Raw genomic sequence first — 15249 nt, forward strand, 5'->3', positions numbered from 1 at the left:
TACACACCACCTTCTGCGATTGCGTCCGGTTGCAGCACACCCCAACCTGACGTCAGGCGAGCAGCCAGCCGACGTCAGAATAGGACCCATTCGCAAGTTTCTGGACAGAGCACTTACGGGGTCATAGAACTCATCCTGACACCGTTCCGGCGCGGGAGGTTTTAGCGGGGCCTAAATAGATGAGTTCCACCAGGGGTCAGCGCGAACGCCTGGATTTGAAAATGCCCTTAATAAGGAACGTCAATAAGAAAGGTCAGTGGGCATCACGATGGCCAAGCAACTCGGGTTAACGGAAATCAGCCGGGAAGGCACTCCATCAGGCTCCAACAAAACAGCCACTTGTAATACAAGTAGGCAACTTATATCCTAAGAGCGTGGGCGAAGGAGCCCAGCCCCGCCTTTAGGAGAATCCATGAGCAGCGTCGATCTGATCCGGCACGTCAAACTATCCACCGCCCGCCTCCCCCTCGCTGTCCCCATCAGCGATGCCAAAGTCTTCACCGGCCGGCAGAAGCCCATGACTGAGGTGGTTTTCCTCTTCGCCGAGATCACCACCGAACTGGGGCACACCGGCGTCGGCTTCAGCTACTCAAAGCGCGCCGGCGGCCCCGCCCAGTACGCCCACGCCAAGGAAGTGGCCGAGGGCATCATCGGCGAGGACCCCAACGACATCGCCAAGATCTACACCAAGCTGCTCTGGGCCGGTGCCTCAGTGGGCCGCTCCGGCGTCGCCACCCAGGCCCTCGCCGCCATCGACATCGCCCTCTATGACCTCAAGGCCAAGCGGGCCGGCCTGCCGCTGGCCAAGTTCCTCGGCTCATACCGCGACTCAGTCCAGACCTACAACACCTCCGGCGGCTTCCTCAACGCCAGCCTCGAAGAGGTCAAGGCCCGCGCCACCCAGTCCCTCGAAGAAGGCATTGGCGGCATCAAGATCAAGGTGGGCCTCCCGGACAGCAAGGAAGACCTGCGCCGCGTCGCCGGCATCCGCGAACACATCGGCTGGGACGTCCCCCTCATGGTGGACGCCAACCAGCAGTGGGACCGCGCCACCGCCCTGCGCATGGGCCGCCAGCTTGAGGAGTTCAACCTCATCTGGATCGAAGAACCCCTGGACGCCTACGACTTCGAAGGCCACGCACACCTCGCCAACGTCCTGGATACCCCCATCGCCACCGGTGAAATGCTTGCTTCCGTGGCCGAACACAAGGGCCTCATCAACGCCAACGGCTGCGACATCATCCAGCCGGACGCACCCCGCGTGGGCGGCATCACCCAGTTCCTCCGCCTCGCCGCCCTCGCCGACGAACGCGGGCTTGGCCTGGCACCGCACTTCGCCATGGAAATCCACCTCCACCTCGCCGCCGCCTACCCGCGCGAGCCTTGGGTGGAGCACTTCGACTGGCTGGACCCGCTGTTCAACGAGCGCCTCGAAACCAAGGACGGCCGCATGATCGTTCCGGACCGCCCGGGCCTCGGCGTCACCCTCAGCGACCAGGCACGCGCCTGGACCACAGAGTCCGTGGAGTTCGGCGCATAACCCTGAAGCCGTAACCTTGAAGCCATGAGCCGGAACCTCACCGCGGACCTCGCCGCTGACCTTCGCACCCGCATTGTCGACGGCGTCATCCAGCCAGGTGAGAAGCTGCCCAGCGAGAACACCCTCATCAGCGACTTCGGCGTCAGCCGCACCGTGGTCCGCGCGGCGCTGACCCGGCTCCAGGCCGAGGGACTCGTGGAAACCGAACGGGGGCGCGGCAGCTTCGCCCTCACCCCGCCGTCGGACGGGCCCCAGGCAGCACCTGGGTCCCGTCCGGTGGCCACCATGGAGGACCGCCTCCACCTGCTCGAGTTCCGCATGGGCGTGGAAACCGAGGCCGCCGCACTTGCCGCCCGCAACCACACCGAGCGGCAACTCCGCGCCGTGACAACTGCGCTTGAGGAGTTCACAGCCAGTGCCGGACACCCGGCCCACGCCATGAAGTCCGACTTCGAGTTCCACCGCGCCGTGGCGGCCGCCTCCGGCAACCCCTATTACTCGGACTGCCTGGCCGCACTGGGCCAGACGATGATCGCGATGCCGCGCACCCGCTTGATGACCGGCGTCGAGCATTACGCCCGCGACCACTTCGACCAGGTGGTCCAGGAGCACCGCTCCATCTCGGACGCCATCGCCGACGGCGACGAGGCTGCCGCGGCCGCTGCCATGCGCAGCCATTTGGCCAACTCACGACGACGGTTCAAGGCCTCCGCGCGCCCGTAGCCTCGCGCGCGTCCCGGCAAAGCGACCCCATCAGCCCGCCGCCTCCGCCAGCGGTTCGATCAGGTCCAGGAGCCTCAGGACTGCCGGGTTGTCCGTCTCCTCGTTCCATGCCAGTTCGAGGTCCACCCGGTTCAGCTCCTGCATCCCGTGCCGGCCGTCGATCTCGCGGAACTCCACCCCCGGCGGCGCAAACGCCATGGCTGACGCCGGCACCAGCGTCACGCCCAGCCCGGCCTGTACAAAGGCCAGGAGCGCGGGGACCTGGCTGGCGTACTGGGTGATGTTGGCATGGGCACCCGCGCTGGCGAACAGCCGGAGCACCAGATCGTGGAAGTAGCGCGCCTCCTTGGTGGAATACATCAGCAGGGGCCGCCGGTCCAGTGATCCCAGCGGCAACGGCTCCCCCACGGGCGGCGCAGTGCTGCCCAGGAGCAGACTGCCCTCCGGCAGCGCCACCACCAGCCGATCCTGCATGAGGGGCCGGGACACCACACCCGGCCGCGCCACGATGGGCCGCAGTAATCCGATGTCAACGTTTCCCTTCACCAGCCCGTCCATCTGGTCCGTGGAAACCAGCTCCCGCAGCACAAAGGACACCCCTGGCATCCCTTCAGCCGCGCGCCGCAGCATCATGGGCAGAGCACTCTGCCCCGCGATGGCCGTGTAGCCCACCGTAATGGTGCCGGCCTGCCCGGAGGAGACCCGCCGGACATCCATGTCCGTTTTGATGCACATGTCCAGGATCTGCCGGGCGCGCGGCAACAGCATGGCCCCGGCCGCCGTCAGTTCCACCTTCCTGCTGGTCCTGCTGAACAGCAGTGTCCCCAGCTTCTTTTCAAGCATTTGGATCTGCCGGCTCAGCGGCGGCTGCGTCATGTTCAGCCGCTCGGCAGCAGCCCCGAAGTGGAGCTCTTCGGCCACAGCCACAAACGCCTCTAACTGGGGTAGCGAGAACATTCATACCTTTTCTGGATGGTTGAGTGCAGAAGTTGGCTTGGACGTGTATTGATTGCTTCCCATATCGTCAGTGACCAGGAGCACATATGCAAGTCAATCCGGCACCCGAGTCAATGAGGACCTTGATGAACCACGCGCCCGCAGCACAGCTACAAGCCCACCTCAACCAGGCCAGGATCACCGGCGTCACCATCACACCTGTGGCCTTCAAGGACCCGCCCCTGCTCAACACCGTGGGCGTCCACGAACCGTTCGCCCTTCGCGCCATCGTGGAGGTTCACACGGACGCCGGCGTTTCGGGCTTTGGCGAAACCTACGGCGACGCCGGGCACATCGCCCGCCTCAAGCTCGCCGCCGATTCCCTGCCCGGCACGGACATCTTCAACATCAACAGCATGCGCGTTGCCATTATTCACGCCCTCCACCAGGACACCATCGAGGGCGGCCACGGCATGAGCGGCATGGTGACCGGCTCCAGCACCGGAGACCGTGTCCTTTCCGCGTTCGACGTCGCCGCCTTGGACATCCAGGGCAAGCTGCTGGGCCGGCCCGTCAGCGACCTGCTCGGCGGCGCGGTCCGCGAGGCCATCCAGTTCAGCGGCTACCTCTTCTACAAATGGGCAGCCCACCCCGGCCAGGCCGGCGACGCTTGGGGCGAGGCCCTGGACCCCACCGGCATCGTCCGGCAGGCACGGACCATGGTGGACCGCTACGGCTTCGGCGCGCTCAAGCTCAAGGCCGGCGTCTTCCCGCCCGAGGAGGAGATCGCCGCCATCCAGGCCCTCCGCGGGGAATTCCCGGACCTGCCCCTGCGCATCGATCCCAATGCGGCCTGGACAGTCGAGACCTCCATCCGTGTGGGTAAGGAACTGGACGGAGTGCTGGAGTACCTGGAAGATCCGACGCCGGGCATCGACGGCATGGCGGCAGTCCGACGCGAGGTGGGCATGCCGTTGGCTACCAACATGTGTGTGGTCAGCTTCGCGGATGTTGCACCCGCTGTGGCTGCCGGAGCCGTGGACGTCATCCTGTCCGACCACCACTTCTGGGGCGGCCTGCGCCGCAGCCAGTTCCTCGCCGGCATCACCGAAACATTCGGCCTGGGCCTGTCCATGCACTCAAACTCGCACCTGGGCATCAGCCTGGCCGCGATGGTCCATCTCGCGGCAGCCACCCCCACCCTCGATTACGCCTGCGATACGCACTGGCCCTGGAAAGACCCGGCCGAGGACGTCATCAAGCACGGGGCACTGAAGTTCAGGGACGGTGCAGTCGAGGTCCCCACCGGGCCGGGGCTCGGTATTGAGGTGGACCGCGATGCCCTGGAACGCCTGCACCGCCAGTACCTGGACTGCGGCATCCGCAGCCGGGACGACACCGGCTACATGCAGCGGATCAACTCCTCGTACCAGCTCCAGAGCCCGCGCTGGTGAGCGCTGCTCCTGCGGGCGCCGTGGAGCCATTGCGGATTGTGGTCACCGATCCCATCATCAGCAGGTTCCAGGACGTATTAACGCACGACGGCGGCGCTCACCGCTGGGACATCGCGGCGGCCTGGAGCCCGGAACGGAAGCGTGACGCACTGGAGCGGGCCGACGTCGTCGTTTGTTCTTCCCTGGCACCAGCGGAAGCCGAGCGTGCCGCGAACCTCCGCCTGGTCCATGTCACCGGCGCCGGGTACGACAAAATCGCCCTGGACCACCTGGCACCGCAGGCCGCGGTTGCCAACACCTTCCACCACGCCCGGCCCATCGCCGAGCACGTCCTGATGGTCACGCTGATGCTCTCGCGCAATGTGGTGAGGGCGGACCGGGACGTGCGCAGGGGCCAATGGCACACCATTGCCACGGCCGGGGACGTGCCGTTCCATCCCATCCTCGCGGACCTGACGCTTGGCCTGGTGGGACTCGGTTCCATTGGCGCGGAAGTGGCGCGGGTGGCCGCAGCGATGGGGATGGAAGTGCGTGCTGTCCGGCGAAACCCGTCCGCCCCCCTCCCCGAAGGAGTGCAGCTGGCCTGGGTGGGCGCGAAGCCGGATTTGCACGAGCTTCTGGCCAGCTCCGACGTTGTGGTGGTGACGGTCCCGCTGGATGCAGACACCAGGGGCATGATCGGGGCAACCGAGTTCGCTGCCATGAAGCCGACCGCGCTGCTGATAAACGTGGCACGTGGCCCCGTGGTGGACCAGGCTGCGCTGTTCGAGGCCTTAAGGGGACAGCGGATCGCGGGCGCGGGGATTGACGTCTGGTGGGGTGCCCCCGCGGACGGCATCATCCCGCCCGCCGAACTGCCCTTCGCCTCGTTGGCGAACACCGTGCTCACGCCCCACCATTCCGGCCACGCCCGGATCACCTTTGAACGCCGCGCCCAGGACATCGCGGCCAACATCCGGCGGCTGGCCCGCGGCGAAGAACTCCGGAACGTGGTGCGCGAGCCTGTTGCGGCGGGCTGACCTTCGGGACCGGCCGGCTACCCGGACAAAACCAGCTGAAGCACCAGCAGCACACTTCCCAGCGCCGAGGCACCAAACGCCAGCCCTTTGAGCCGCGCCGGGGTGAGGAACCGGTTCACGTACCGGGATGCCACGTAGCCGGCCACAACCGCCGGAACCATCCACAGTGCCAGGCCCAGCATGTCCGGCGTGACTTCACCGGCCAGCCACAGCATCGCCATCGATATGGCCGAGCCCACCATAAAGAAGGCGCTCATGGTTCCGCGCAGGCGTGGCCCCTCGTGCCCTTGCCAGACGAGCGCCATGGGCGGGCCGCCGATGGAGGTGGCTGTACCCATGATGCCCGAGGCTGCCCCGGCCGCCATCAAGGTTCTGCGGCGGGGCCGGGGAGCCCATCCCCTCACGGCCAGGACCAGGCCCATCAGCACCACAATCACCACTACCCAGGCCAGACCCTCCCGCGACGACGCCGCCACCAGCCAGGCGCCCAGGAAGCTCCCGGGGATCCTACCGGCCAGGGCCCAGCCGGTCCCGCGCAGGTCCAGGCTCTGCCGCTCCGTCACGGTGACCATCACCGTCACCAGCAGTGCCAGGAGGATCAGGGTGGCCGGCAGCAGCGCCGGGTCGATGATCGCGATCACCGGCGCTGCCAGCAAGCCCATGCCAAAACCGCTGGAGGCCTGGAGGCAGGCCGCCAGGAAGACCACTCCCGCGATCACGGCATATTCGGGACCAGTCACAAGGCACCCGTCACCTGTCGCCTGTCACGGGGCACTGGCGGTGACGGCCGCGCCCGACAGGCCTTTGAGGGAATCGAGCGGGAAGTGGCATTCAGCGCTGTGCCGCCTGCCGTCCGGCGCGGTCAGGACCTGGGGTTCCGGGGCCACGTCGGCACAGATATCCTGCGCCTTCCAGCACCGGGTGCGGAAGCGGCAGCCTGACGGAGGATCCAGCGGCGAGGGCAAATCGCCCTTCAGGACAATCCGGTCTCGCCTGCCACCGGAGACGTCCAGCTTCGGTGAGGCCGACATCAGGGCCGCGGTGTACGGGTGGCGGGGATGGTCGAAGACTTCCTCCGTCTCGCCCGTTTCGATGATCCTGCCGAGGTACATCACCGCCACCCGGTCCGCCACGTGCCGGACCACCGTCAGGTCGTGGGAAATAAAGATGTAGGAAACGCCAAGTTCGCGCCGCAGCTCGTTGAGCAGGTTCAGGACCTGCGCCTGGACTGACAGATCCAGTGCGGACACCGGCTCATCAAGGATGATGACATCCGGGTTCAGCGCCAAGGCGCGGGCGATGCCAATCCGCTGGCGCTGGCCGCCGGAGAACTCCTGCGGCGACTTCCGGGCGTCCGATGCGCGCAGTCCCACCATCTGCAACAGCTCACGGACCCGCTCGTCCCGTTCCTTTGACGTCGGATAGAGGCTGCGGTGGGTGGTCCAGGGCTCGGCGATGATGTCCCCGGCACTCATCCGGGCATTCAGCGAGGCGAAGGGGTCCTGGAAGACCATCTGCACCCGGCGCCGCCAGCCCAGCAGTTCCTTGCCGCGCAGCCCGAACGGGTTGGTCCCCTCAAAGCTGACGGTCCCTTGGTCAGGCGTTTCCAGCATCATCAGCGTCCGCGCCAAGGTGGACTTTCCGCAACCGGATTCGCCCACCAGGCCCAGGGTCTCACCGCGGCCCACCGTCAGGCTGATCCCGTCCAGGGCCTTGAGTTTTGTGTTGCCGCTGGCGCTCTTGGCCACGTGGAACGTTTTGGTCAGGCCGTCAATGCTCAGAAGCGGTTCAGCCATTGGTGATCTCCTCGCTGAAGTGGCAGGCGGCGGTGCGGACCGGCCGTCCCGCACTGAAGGTGCGGTCCGCCGGGGTGGTTCCCATTCCGCCGTCGTCCGCTTCCAGTACGTCGGTTCCGGCTGGATCAGCCGTACGGCGCCGGCCTGCCGGGCGGAGCGCGGGGCGTTCAGCCCGGCAGATGTCCTGCACCAGGGGGCAGCGCGACTGGTACACGCAGCCGGCGGGAATGTCGTGAAGCTCCGGCGGGCTGCCGGGAATGGACTTGAGCTGGGCGCCGCGTTCCAGGTGGACGGGAACGGACTCCAGCAATCCCTTGGTGTAGGGATGCCGGGGGTCGGCAAAGACCTCGGCCACGGGGCCGCTCTCCACCACGTTGCCGGCATACATCACCGCCACGGAGTCCGCTTCCTCCGCCACCACCGCAAGATCGTGGGTGATGAGGATGACGGCCATCTGGCCTTCCTCGCGGAGCGTGCGCAGCAGCTGCATAATCTGGGCCTGGACCGTGACGTCCAGTGCGGTGGTGGGCTCGTCGGCGATCAGCAGGCGCGGGTTGAGGGCCACCGCCATGGCGATGAGGATCCGCTGGCGCATACCGCCGGAGAACTGGTGCGGATAGGAGTTGACCCGTGACTCCGGTTCAGGGATGCCCACCCGCTTCATCAGGTCGATCGCTTCAAGCCGGGCCTGCTTCGCGTTCAGGCCCCGGTGGATGCGGAAGGCCTCCCCGAGCTGTGTTCCGACTGTATATACAGGGTTCAACGCGGTGAGGGCGTCCTGGAACACAATGCCAAGTTCCGGTCCCGCGAACTTCAGCCTCTCCTTCGGGCTCAGCGCAGCAAGGTCGGTGCCGTTGAGGACTATCTGCCCGTCGGCGAGGTCGCACACCGGGTCCATGATTCCGGCCAGGGCCTTGGCGGTCATCGACTTGCCGCACCCTGATTCACCGAGCAGTGCCAGGGTTTCCCCGGCCCGTGCTTCAAACGCCACGCTGTTCACGGCGCGGATGGTGCCGCGGTGTGTGCGGATGTCCACCGCGAGGTCCTTCACCTGCAGGACAACATCGTGGGCCTGCGACTGTATTGCGGGCGTCCCTGCCCGCGGCCTGCTGTTTGCGGGAGCTTGTTCGGCAGCTGTTCTCACGGTTATGCCTCCTTCGCTGGGATACGGACGATCAGCCGCTTACGGGGAAGTGCCAGGCGCCAGCGCTGCGCGGGATCCGTTGCGATCCGCAGCCAGGCAGCCAGGACGTTGGCGGCGATGGTGGTCACCACGATGGCGACGCCCGGGAAGATGGACAGCCACCATGCCGTCTGCAGGTACTGCCTGCCTTGCGAAACCATCAGGCCCCAGCTCACGTCCGGCGGCTGGATGCCAATCCCCAGGAAGCTGAGCGAGGATTCGGCCAGCATGACGTAGCAGAACTCCAGGGTGGCCAGGGTCAGCAGGGTGGGCAGCACCACCGGGATGACATGCCGGACGATGATGGCGTTGGGTTTTGCGCCAAAGGTCCGGGCAGCATCCACAAAGGTGCGGCTCTGCAGTTCGGCGGACTCGGCGCGTCCCGTGCGCAGGTAGATAGGGATGCGGGTCAGGGCGAGGATCAGCACGATGTTCGCGGCGGAGGGGCTGAACACGTACAGCACCACCACGGCGAGCAGCAGCGATGGGAAGCTCATGATCACGTCGGCGATGCGCATGGACACGTTTTCCCGCCAGCCCCGGTGGAAACCGGCCCAGACACCCCAAAGCGAACCGATCACCAGGGCCACCGCCACAGCCGGTAATGCCACGGACAGCGTGGTGCGGCTCGCCACCACCAGCCGCGCCAGCATGCTGCGGCCCAGCGAGTCACTGCCCAGGAAGTACTCCCAGCCGTGCGCCATGGTGAAGGGGGCCTTGTTGGCAAACAGCAGGTTCTGTTTGGTGGCCAGGTCACCCATCAGGGCCGGGCCCACCAGCGCCGTCAGGCCCACGGCCACCAGGACCAGCGCGGATGCGGCGGCAAAGCGGTCCTTGAGCAGGAGGCGGAACAGGCCAGGATTCCCGCCCTTGCCGGCCGCCGTGTTTTTGGTCGGAGGTTGCTGTGCGTCCGGCTGTGGCACCGCGGCGCTGTCAGTCATTGAAGTCGTCATGGGTCCTCCTAGGCTTTGACCGTCACGGGACGGACGCGTGCGTCCAGCAGCGCGTAGCCCATGTCAATGAGGATGTTCAGGGCAAAGATGGCGACAGCGGTGAGCAGCACTGCTGCCTGCAGGACGGCGAAGTCCCGCTGCAGGATCGAATCGATCATGAGCTTGCCAATGCCGGGCCAGCCGAAGATGGTCTCCACCACTACGGCGCCGTTCACCAGGCCAACCGTCAGGTCACCGGCCACGGTCAATGCCGGTGCGGCGGCGTTGCGCAGTGCGTGGTGGGTGACCACCCGCAGGTCACCGGCGCCGCGGCTCCGGGCCAGCTTGACGTAGGGCTCGGACAGTGCGGACACCATGGAGCCGCGGACAATCTGCACCAGCACACCGAACGGGCGCAGGAGCAGGGTGGCGATCGGAAGCACCCAGGCGCTGGCTCCCGACACACCGGATGTCGGCAGCCAGCCCAGGGTGATGGCAAAAACCCAGATGCCCACAATGGCCAGCCAGAAATCCGGGATGGAAGCGGCAGCCATTGAGATGAAACTTGAGATCCGGTCCGCAACGCCATTCGGCTTCAAGGCTGCCCAGCAGCCCACCACCAGGGCGAGCAGTACCGCCAGCACCATGGTGGTTGCGGCGAGCTGGAGCGTGGCCGGGAAAGCCCGCAACGCCATGGCGGCAGCATCCTGCCCGGTCCGCAGCGACTGTCCGAAGTCGAGCCGGAGCACCCCGCCGAAGTAGTCTGCCATCTGCACCAGCAGCGGCTGGTCCAGGCCATTGCGGGCCGTGAAGTCGTCCCGCATCTGCTGGGTTGCGTTCAGTGGCAGGTACAGGCTGGCCGGGTTACCGGTCATCCTGGCCAGCGCGAACACGCCCACGACCACCACCACCAGCGGCAGTGCGCTGGAAACAATGCGCTTTCTCAAGTAGATCAGCATGGTTGTCCTTCCCTCCCGGTGGCGGGACCTAGTTCGCCGGCGTCATTTCCGAAATGCGCAGTTCATCGCCGCTGGACGAGTTGGGCTTGTAGGTCAGGGACTTGGCCAGGCCAAGGATGCCGGTCTGGTGCGAGATGTGTGCGAACTGGACCACCTTGTCGTTCTGGTAGGCGAAGATCTCCTCAAACGCCTTCTTGCGGTCCTCCCCGGAGGCAGCATCGGCCTTCTTGATCATGGCGTCGAACTCGGGTGTGCCAAAGTAGCTCTGGGCGCCGGTGGAGAGCATGTACTGGTCAACGGTGAACGCTGCGTCACCCGCCTGGTTGCCGTGCTGGGTCATCAGGGCAACCGCTCCCTCATCCTCCGCGAACGGACGGACCTGGTAGGTCAGGTGCTGGCTGGTTTCAAGCATCTTGAGCTTGACGTTCAAACCGGCCTGGCTGAGTTGCTCCTGGAGTACCTGGGCCAGTTCCGTGATCTTGGGGAACTGGGCACTGCGGACAACCAGCGAGATCTGCTTTGACGTGTCCACGCCGTCGGCCTTTGCCTCGGCGACGAGGGACTTGGCTTTCTCCAGGTCGAACGGCCAGCCGGACAGGCTCGAGTTGTGGCCGACGATGCCTTCCGGAACCAGCTGTGCCGCCACCTGGTGCTTGCCCTGGTAGAGGGAGTTGACGATGCCTTCCTTGTCGATGGCGAAGTTGACCGCCTGGCGGACCCGGATGTCATTGAGCGGCGCCTCGTTCGCGTCCATCCGCAGGGCAACGGTCTCGTTATTCGGGTAGTCCACGCCGAGGTCACCGATGTTGTCATCAGGGCTCAGCCCCATGGCAACATCGGCTTCCCCGCTGGTGACCATCGCGGCCCGCACCGAGCTCTCCGAGCGCCACTGGTACTCGGCTTTGGCGTAGGCCGGTTTGTCTCCCCAGTAGCCATCCCAGCTGGAGAGCGTGATCTTCTGTCCGGCGTCCCAGGAGTCGATCTTGTACGGGCCGGTGCCTACCGGCTGGCGAACCTTCTCCGTGGTGCTCGTGGACGTCGGCACCACTTCGAGGAAGGAGAGCCGCAAGGGCAGGATGGGGTCCGGTTCGGCAGTAGTCACGGTCAGCGTGGTGGCATCCACGGCCTTGACGGCCAGGTCGTCATCGCCGAAGACGTACCCCTCAACATTGCAGCCAAGCTTCGAGTTGACGGCCCGGTCGATGGTGAAGGCAGCTGCCTCGGCGTTGAAGGGAGTACCGTCCTGGAACGTGACGCCCTCACGAAGCTTCAGCGTCCATTCCGTATCGGACGTGGCCTTCCATTCGGTAGCAAGCTTGGGTTCGAGCCCGCCCGTGGTGGGGTTGCGTTCGATCAGCGGCTCGGTCACGTTCGAGCGCACCACAACACCGGTGGACGTCAGGTTCGATTCACAGGCTTCGAGGGTGGGCGGTTCCTGGCTGAGGACCACGCGGACCGTATCAGCGGCGGCAGCACCGCCGTCGTCCGAATTTGCAACGGTGCAGCCGCTCAATCCCAGTACTGCGACGGATGCCAGGGCAGGCCACTTAAGCGCTCTGGCGATGGGAAGCTTTGAAGAAGACATCTTTGGGTTCCTCCAGGTTCGATACGTACGGCAGCGGGACGCTCCTGCACCGCCGGGCAACGCCGGATAACAGGGCCTTAGGGGCCGCCACGCTGGACTCAAGCTAATTGAGCTCCTGGGGGTCCACAAGGAAATTGGCCGTCCCTCCGCCCGGGCGGTCGCGCCGGAAATCCGCTTTTATGCGCTGTGATCAGGACCACTCGCTACGGAATTCCGCGCCATCGCGGCGAAGCAGCGCGATCAATACAGTTCAGGCATCGATCCATGCCAATTCCAAGTTGGACCTGTATGAGTCACGAAACCTAGGGTGCAGCTATGAAGAACAACGCCGTCCTCCAGGTAGGGCCACTGATGCCGATCGTCCAAGACACCATTGCCGGGGACTACGGGGCGGTCCGCCTGCCCGATTCCGCCCAGGCGCGGAACGAATTCCTGCACGAACACGGCGCGTCCTTCGCTATTGCAGTGACGTCCGGCAAATTCGGCGTGGGGACGGAGCTGATGCGCGCCCTGCCGAACCTGCGCGCAGTCATCAATTTCGGCGTCGGCTATGACACCACTGATGCGGCCCAGGCACTCGAACGGGGCATCACCGTCAGCAACACCCCGGATGTGCTCAACGACTGCGTGGCTGACACTGCTATTGCGCTCTACCTTGACGTGCTGCGGGGAATCAATTCCGCAGACCGCTTCGTGCGCCGCGGCGACTGGCTGAACAAGGGCAACTATCCGCTCGCCACGAAGGCCAGCGGCAAGCGCGTGGGCATCCTGGGGCTGGGCCGGATTGGGCGTGTCATTGCCCGTCGTCTTGAGGCGTTCGACTGTGCGATCAGCTACCACAGCCGCCACCCGGTAACGGAAGCCAGCTACCGGTACGCCGCTTCCCCGCAGGAGCTCGCAGCCGGCTGCGACGTCCTGATAGTGGCCGCGGCCGGCGGGCCAGATTCGGAAAAGCTTGTGGACGCGGACACTATTGCCGCACTTGGCCCGAACGGATACCTGATTAACATCGCTCGAGGGTCAGTGGTGGATGAGGACGCCCTTGTTTCAGCCTTGCTGGCGGGCCGGCTCGCCGGCGCCGGGCTGGACGTGTTCGCCGAGGAGCCCAAGGTCCCCGAAGACCTCCTGGCGCTGGACAACGTGGTACTCCTGCCCCACCTTGGCAGCGGAACCCACGAAACCCGGGCCGCCATGGCGGAGTTGACCCTTGCCAACCTTCGCTCCTTCGTGGACAACGGAACGGTCCTCACGCCCGTGCATGCCTGATCCGATCCCGCAGCCCGGCCATGCGAAACCTAACCTTGTTCGCGAATCCGAACCCTCAAGGCCAGGATTCGCGAACAAGCCCAGGATCCGTGACCAGACGTTAAACAGAAGAGCCCCGGTCCTAAGACCGGGGCTCTTCATTTGCGTGCGCGAGGGGGGATTTGAACCCCCACGCCCTTTCGGACACTGGCACCTGAAGCCAGCGCGTCTGCCGTTCCGCCACTCGCGCGCAACTTCCTTCACTGAATTCCGGCCGGTTTCCCTGATCCGCAACCCTGTAAAAGCAGCGAGATCAAGCATAACGGACATTGCAGGGAAAACACCAATTGGGCTCCGGAGCGGCCTTTGATGCCCGCAAGTAGGGACCACAAAGGCTGCGCCGCAGAGCTGAATCCAAGGCCACCACGGCACCAAACCCAACCTCAAACCGAACTTTTGGCGGCGCCCGGCCGTTGTGAATTAGGGTCATTCACAGGCCTGCCCAGTAGTATCGGATGTAGGAGTGGCTGCTGCCTGCGGGCACACCGAAGGCCTGGCAACACCACTGCAAGTGAACTTACGGAACGAAAACTGCCCCGCAGCCGGGGGGAAAGGAGAAGAACCATGGGTCTGCTGGACAAGGTGGAGCGCGGCATCGAAAAAGCCGTCCGGGGCGTCTTCTCCACCGGCTCGCGTGCCCAGGTGGAACCCGTGGAGATCGCCAGCCGGCTCCGGCGCGAAGTGGACCACAAATCCCTCACCGTTGCCGCCGGCCGCACCCTGGTGCCCAACGTTTTTGACGTCCAGCTCAGCGATGAGGACTTCAAGCGCGCCCAGGAGTGGGGTACGGCCCTGGCCGAGGAACTGTGCGACGTCGTCATCAACCACGTCCGCAGCCAGGGCTACATCCTGCAGGGCCCGGTACGGATTTCCTTCCGGCGCGAGTCGGAACTGCGGCCCGGCGACTTCGAGATCGTTTCCACAACAGAAAAGTCCGGTTCCGCGCCAGCCCGTCCCAACGTCCCGGCCGCTCCCAACCGCCGGCCAGTACGCCTGCAGCCTGTCCTGGACATTGACGGCCAGCGGTACTCACTGAACGCACCGTCGATCGTGCTGGGCCGCTCTTCAGAAGCTGACATCCACATCGAGGACACCGGAGTTTCACGGCGCCACCTCGAAATCCGGACTGTCAACGGCGTCACGAGCGCCGTGGACATGGGCTCCACCAATGGCAGCTATGTCAACGGACACAAAGTTTCCGGAAGCACCGAACTGACCGACGGCTCCACCATCACGATGGGACGGACAAAGATCATCTTCCGCCTGCTCCCCGCCAGCCCGGGTGGCTCCGTATGAGCGAACTGACCATCACCGCCCTGCGGTTCGGCTTCCTGCTGCTGCTGTGGGTGCTGATCTTCAGCATCGTTTCTGCCATGCGCCGCGACCTCATGGTGGGCCGCAAAGCAGCCGCCGGCGCCCCCACCGCCCGCCAGGTCCGCAAGAACCCGGACCTCGCCGAGGCTCCCCCGCAGCCAGTGAAACAGCATGCCAGGCAGCTGGTAGTGGTTGAAGGCCCCCTCAAGGGAACGACCCTTCCCCTCGCCGCAAGCCCCATTCTTTTGGGCCGCGCCCAGGAGGCCACCCTGGTCCTGGAGGACGACTACGCCTCCGGCCGCCATGCCAGGCTCTTTCCCCAGGGCAGCCGCTGGTTCATTGAAGACCTCGGCTCCACCAACGGCACCTACCTGGGCGATCAGCAACTGACCCGCGCCCTGCCCGTTGAACCTGGTGTTCCCGTGAGAATCGGCAAGACGGTCATCGAATTGAGGCCATAGGCGTGGCCGAACCGCAAACTCCCGCAACCGACCCCAAGCCGG

The 15249-nt window shown here is 65.5% G+C and carries 14 protein-coding genes and 1 tRNA gene; 7 read left to right on the forward strand and 8 right to left on the reverse strand.

The annotated features are described in order from the left end of the window. Positions 1-412 precede the first annotated feature (412 nt). Both QRN11_RS01015 and QRN11_RS01020 read left to right on the forward strand, forming a co-directional pair. The gene (locus QRN11_RS01015) at positions 413-1540 is read left to right on the forward strand and encodes an L-talarate/galactarate dehydratase (protein ID WP_285249516.1); all 1128 of its coding nucleotides are present in this window, start codon (positions 413-415) and stop codon (positions 1538-1540) included. Between the two features lie 24 nt (positions 1541-1564). Further along, positions 1565-2263, forward strand: coding sequence for a FadR/GntR family transcriptional regulator (locus QRN11_RS01020; protein WP_091419329.1), 699 nt, complete (start codon positions 1565-1567; stop codon positions 2261-2263). A gap of 30 nt (positions 2264-2293) precedes the next feature. On the opposite strand, the gene QRN11_RS01025 is transcribed toward QRN11_RS01020, so the two are convergent. Continuing rightward, the gene (locus QRN11_RS01025; RefSeq protein ID WP_285249517.1) at positions 2294-3220 is read right to left on the reverse strand and encodes a LysR family transcriptional regulator; all 927 of its coding nucleotides are present in this window, start codon (positions 3218-3220) and stop codon (positions 2294-2296) included. Positions 3221-3345: 125 nt separating this feature from the next. On the opposite strand from QRN11_RS01025, the gene QRN11_RS01030 reads away from it, so the two are divergent. Both QRN11_RS01030 and QRN11_RS01035 read left to right on the forward strand, forming a co-directional pair. Beyond that, positions 3346-4653, forward strand: coding sequence for a glucarate dehydratase family protein (locus QRN11_RS01030; RefSeq protein ID WP_285249518.1), 1308 nt, complete (start codon positions 3346-3348; stop codon positions 4651-4653). After that, a complete protein-coding gene (locus QRN11_RS01035; RefSeq protein ID WP_285249519.1) occupies positions 4650-5672 on the forward strand; it encodes a 2-hydroxyacid dehydrogenase in 1023 nt (340 codons plus the stop codon). The genes QRN11_RS01030 and QRN11_RS01035 overlap by 4 nt, the downstream gene beginning before the upstream one ends. 17 nt (positions 5673-5689) lie before the next feature. Here QRN11_RS01035 and QRN11_RS01040 read toward each other — a convergent pair whose 3' ends face one another. From QRN11_RS01040 to QRN11_RS01065, 6 genes are read right to left on the reverse strand one after another with little or no spacing between them, the layout of a single operon-like run. Continuing rightward, complete coding sequence (locus tag QRN11_RS01040; RefSeq protein ID WP_285249520.1) at positions 5690-6412, reverse strand: sulfite exporter TauE/SafE family protein; 723 nt, start codon at positions 6410-6412, stop codon at positions 5690-5692. 24 nt (positions 6413-6436) lie between these two features. Further along, positions 6437-7468 (reverse strand): ABC transporter ATP-binding protein, encoded by a 1032-nt coding sequence (locus tag QRN11_RS01045; protein ID WP_285249521.1) that lies wholly within the window; start codon positions 7466-7468, stop codon positions 6437-6439. Beyond that, complete coding sequence (locus QRN11_RS01050) at positions 7461-8612, reverse strand: ABC transporter ATP-binding protein (RefSeq protein WP_285249522.1); 1152 nt, start codon at positions 8610-8612, stop codon at positions 7461-7463. The genes QRN11_RS01045 and QRN11_RS01050 overlap by 8 nt, the downstream gene beginning before the upstream one ends. A 2-nt stretch (positions 8613-8614) precedes the next feature. Beyond that, positions 8615-9604, reverse strand: coding sequence for an ABC transporter permease (locus tag QRN11_RS01055; protein WP_285249523.1), 990 nt, complete (start codon positions 9602-9604; stop codon positions 8615-8617). Between the two features lie 8 nt (positions 9605-9612). After that, on the reverse strand, positions 9613-10542 hold the full coding sequence (locus QRN11_RS01060; protein ID WP_285249524.1) for an ABC transporter permease: 930 nt from the start codon (positions 10540-10542) through the stop codon (positions 9613-9615). A 28-nt stretch (positions 10543-10570) separates the two neighbouring features. Then, entirely contained in the window at positions 10571-12127 is a 1557-nt protein-coding gene (locus QRN11_RS01065) for an ABC transporter substrate-binding protein (RefSeq protein WP_285249525.1), read from the reverse strand. 315 nt (positions 12128-12442) lie between these two features. Here QRN11_RS01065 and QRN11_RS01070 point away from each other — a divergent pair, with 315 nt between their 5' ends. After that, positions 12443-13393, forward strand: a complete 951-nt coding sequence (locus QRN11_RS01070) for a 2-hydroxyacid dehydrogenase (RefSeq protein ID WP_285249526.1) — start codon at positions 12443-12445, stop codon at positions 13391-13393. Positions 13394-13539: 146 nt separating this feature from the next. Here QRN11_RS01070 and QRN11_RS01075 read toward each other — a convergent pair. Next, positions 13540-13622, reverse strand: a tRNA-Leu gene (locus tag QRN11_RS01075). A gap of 374 nt (positions 13623-13996) precedes the next feature. On the opposite strand from QRN11_RS01075, the gene QRN11_RS01080 reads away from it, so the two are divergent. Then, positions 13997-14728 (forward strand): FHA domain-containing protein, encoded by a 732-nt coding sequence (locus QRN11_RS01080; protein WP_285249527.1) that lies wholly within the window; start codon positions 13997-13999, stop codon positions 14726-14728. Continuing rightward, a complete protein-coding gene (locus QRN11_RS01085; RefSeq protein ID WP_285249528.1) occupies positions 14725-15207 on the forward strand; it encodes an FHA domain-containing protein FhaB/FipA in 483 nt (160 codons plus the stop codon). The genes QRN11_RS01080 and QRN11_RS01085 overlap by 4 nt, the downstream gene beginning before the upstream one ends. The last annotated feature ends 42 nt before the right edge of the window (positions 15208-15249 follow it).

This window comes from Pseudarthrobacter sp. fls2-241-R2A-168, assembly GCF_030209335.1.
Taxonomy (GTDB): domain Bacteria; phylum Actinomycetota; class Actinomycetes; order Actinomycetales; family Micrococcaceae; genus Arthrobacter.

Coding starts and splice junctions, on each gene's coding strand:
- QRN11_RS01015 (WP_285249516.1), top strand. CDS start 413: ATGAGCAGCGTCGATCTGATCCGGCACGTCAAACTATCCACCGCCCGC.
- QRN11_RS01020 (WP_091419329.1), top strand. CDS start 1,565: ATGAGCCGGAACCTCACCGCGGACCTCGCCGCTGACCTTCGCACCCGC.
- QRN11_RS01025 (WP_285249517.1), bottom strand. CDS start 3,220: ATGTTCTCGCTACCCCAGTTAGAGGCGTTTGTGGCTGTGGCCGAAGAG.
- QRN11_RS01030 (WP_285249518.1), top strand. CDS start 3,346: ATGAACCACGCGCCCGCAGCACAGCTACAAGCCCACCTCAACCAGGCC.
- QRN11_RS01045 (WP_285249521.1), bottom strand. CDS start 7,468: ATGGCTGAACCGCTTCTGAGCATTGACGGCCTGACCAAAACGTTCCAC.
- QRN11_RS01055 (WP_285249523.1), bottom strand. CDS start 9,604: ATGACGACTTCAATGACTGACAGCGCCGCGGTGCCACAGCCGGACGCA.
- QRN11_RS01060 (WP_285249524.1), bottom strand. CDS start 10,542: ATGCTGATCTACTTGAGAAAGCGCATTGTTTCCAGCGCACTGCCGCTG.
- QRN11_RS01065 (WP_285249525.1), bottom strand. CDS start 12,127: ATGTCTTCTTCAAAGCTTCCCATCGCCAGAGCGCTTAAGTGGCCTGCC.
- QRN11_RS01070 (WP_285249526.1), top strand. CDS start 12,443: ATGAAGAACAACGCCGTCCTCCAGGTAGGGCCACTGATGCCGATCGTC.
- QRN11_RS01080 (WP_285249527.1), top strand. CDS start 13,997: ATGGGTCTGCTGGACAAGGTGGAGCGCGGCATCGAAAAAGCCGTCCGG.
- QRN11_RS01085 (WP_285249528.1), top strand. CDS start 14,725: ATGAGCGAACTGACCATCACCGCCCTGCGGTTCGGCTTCCTGCTGCTG.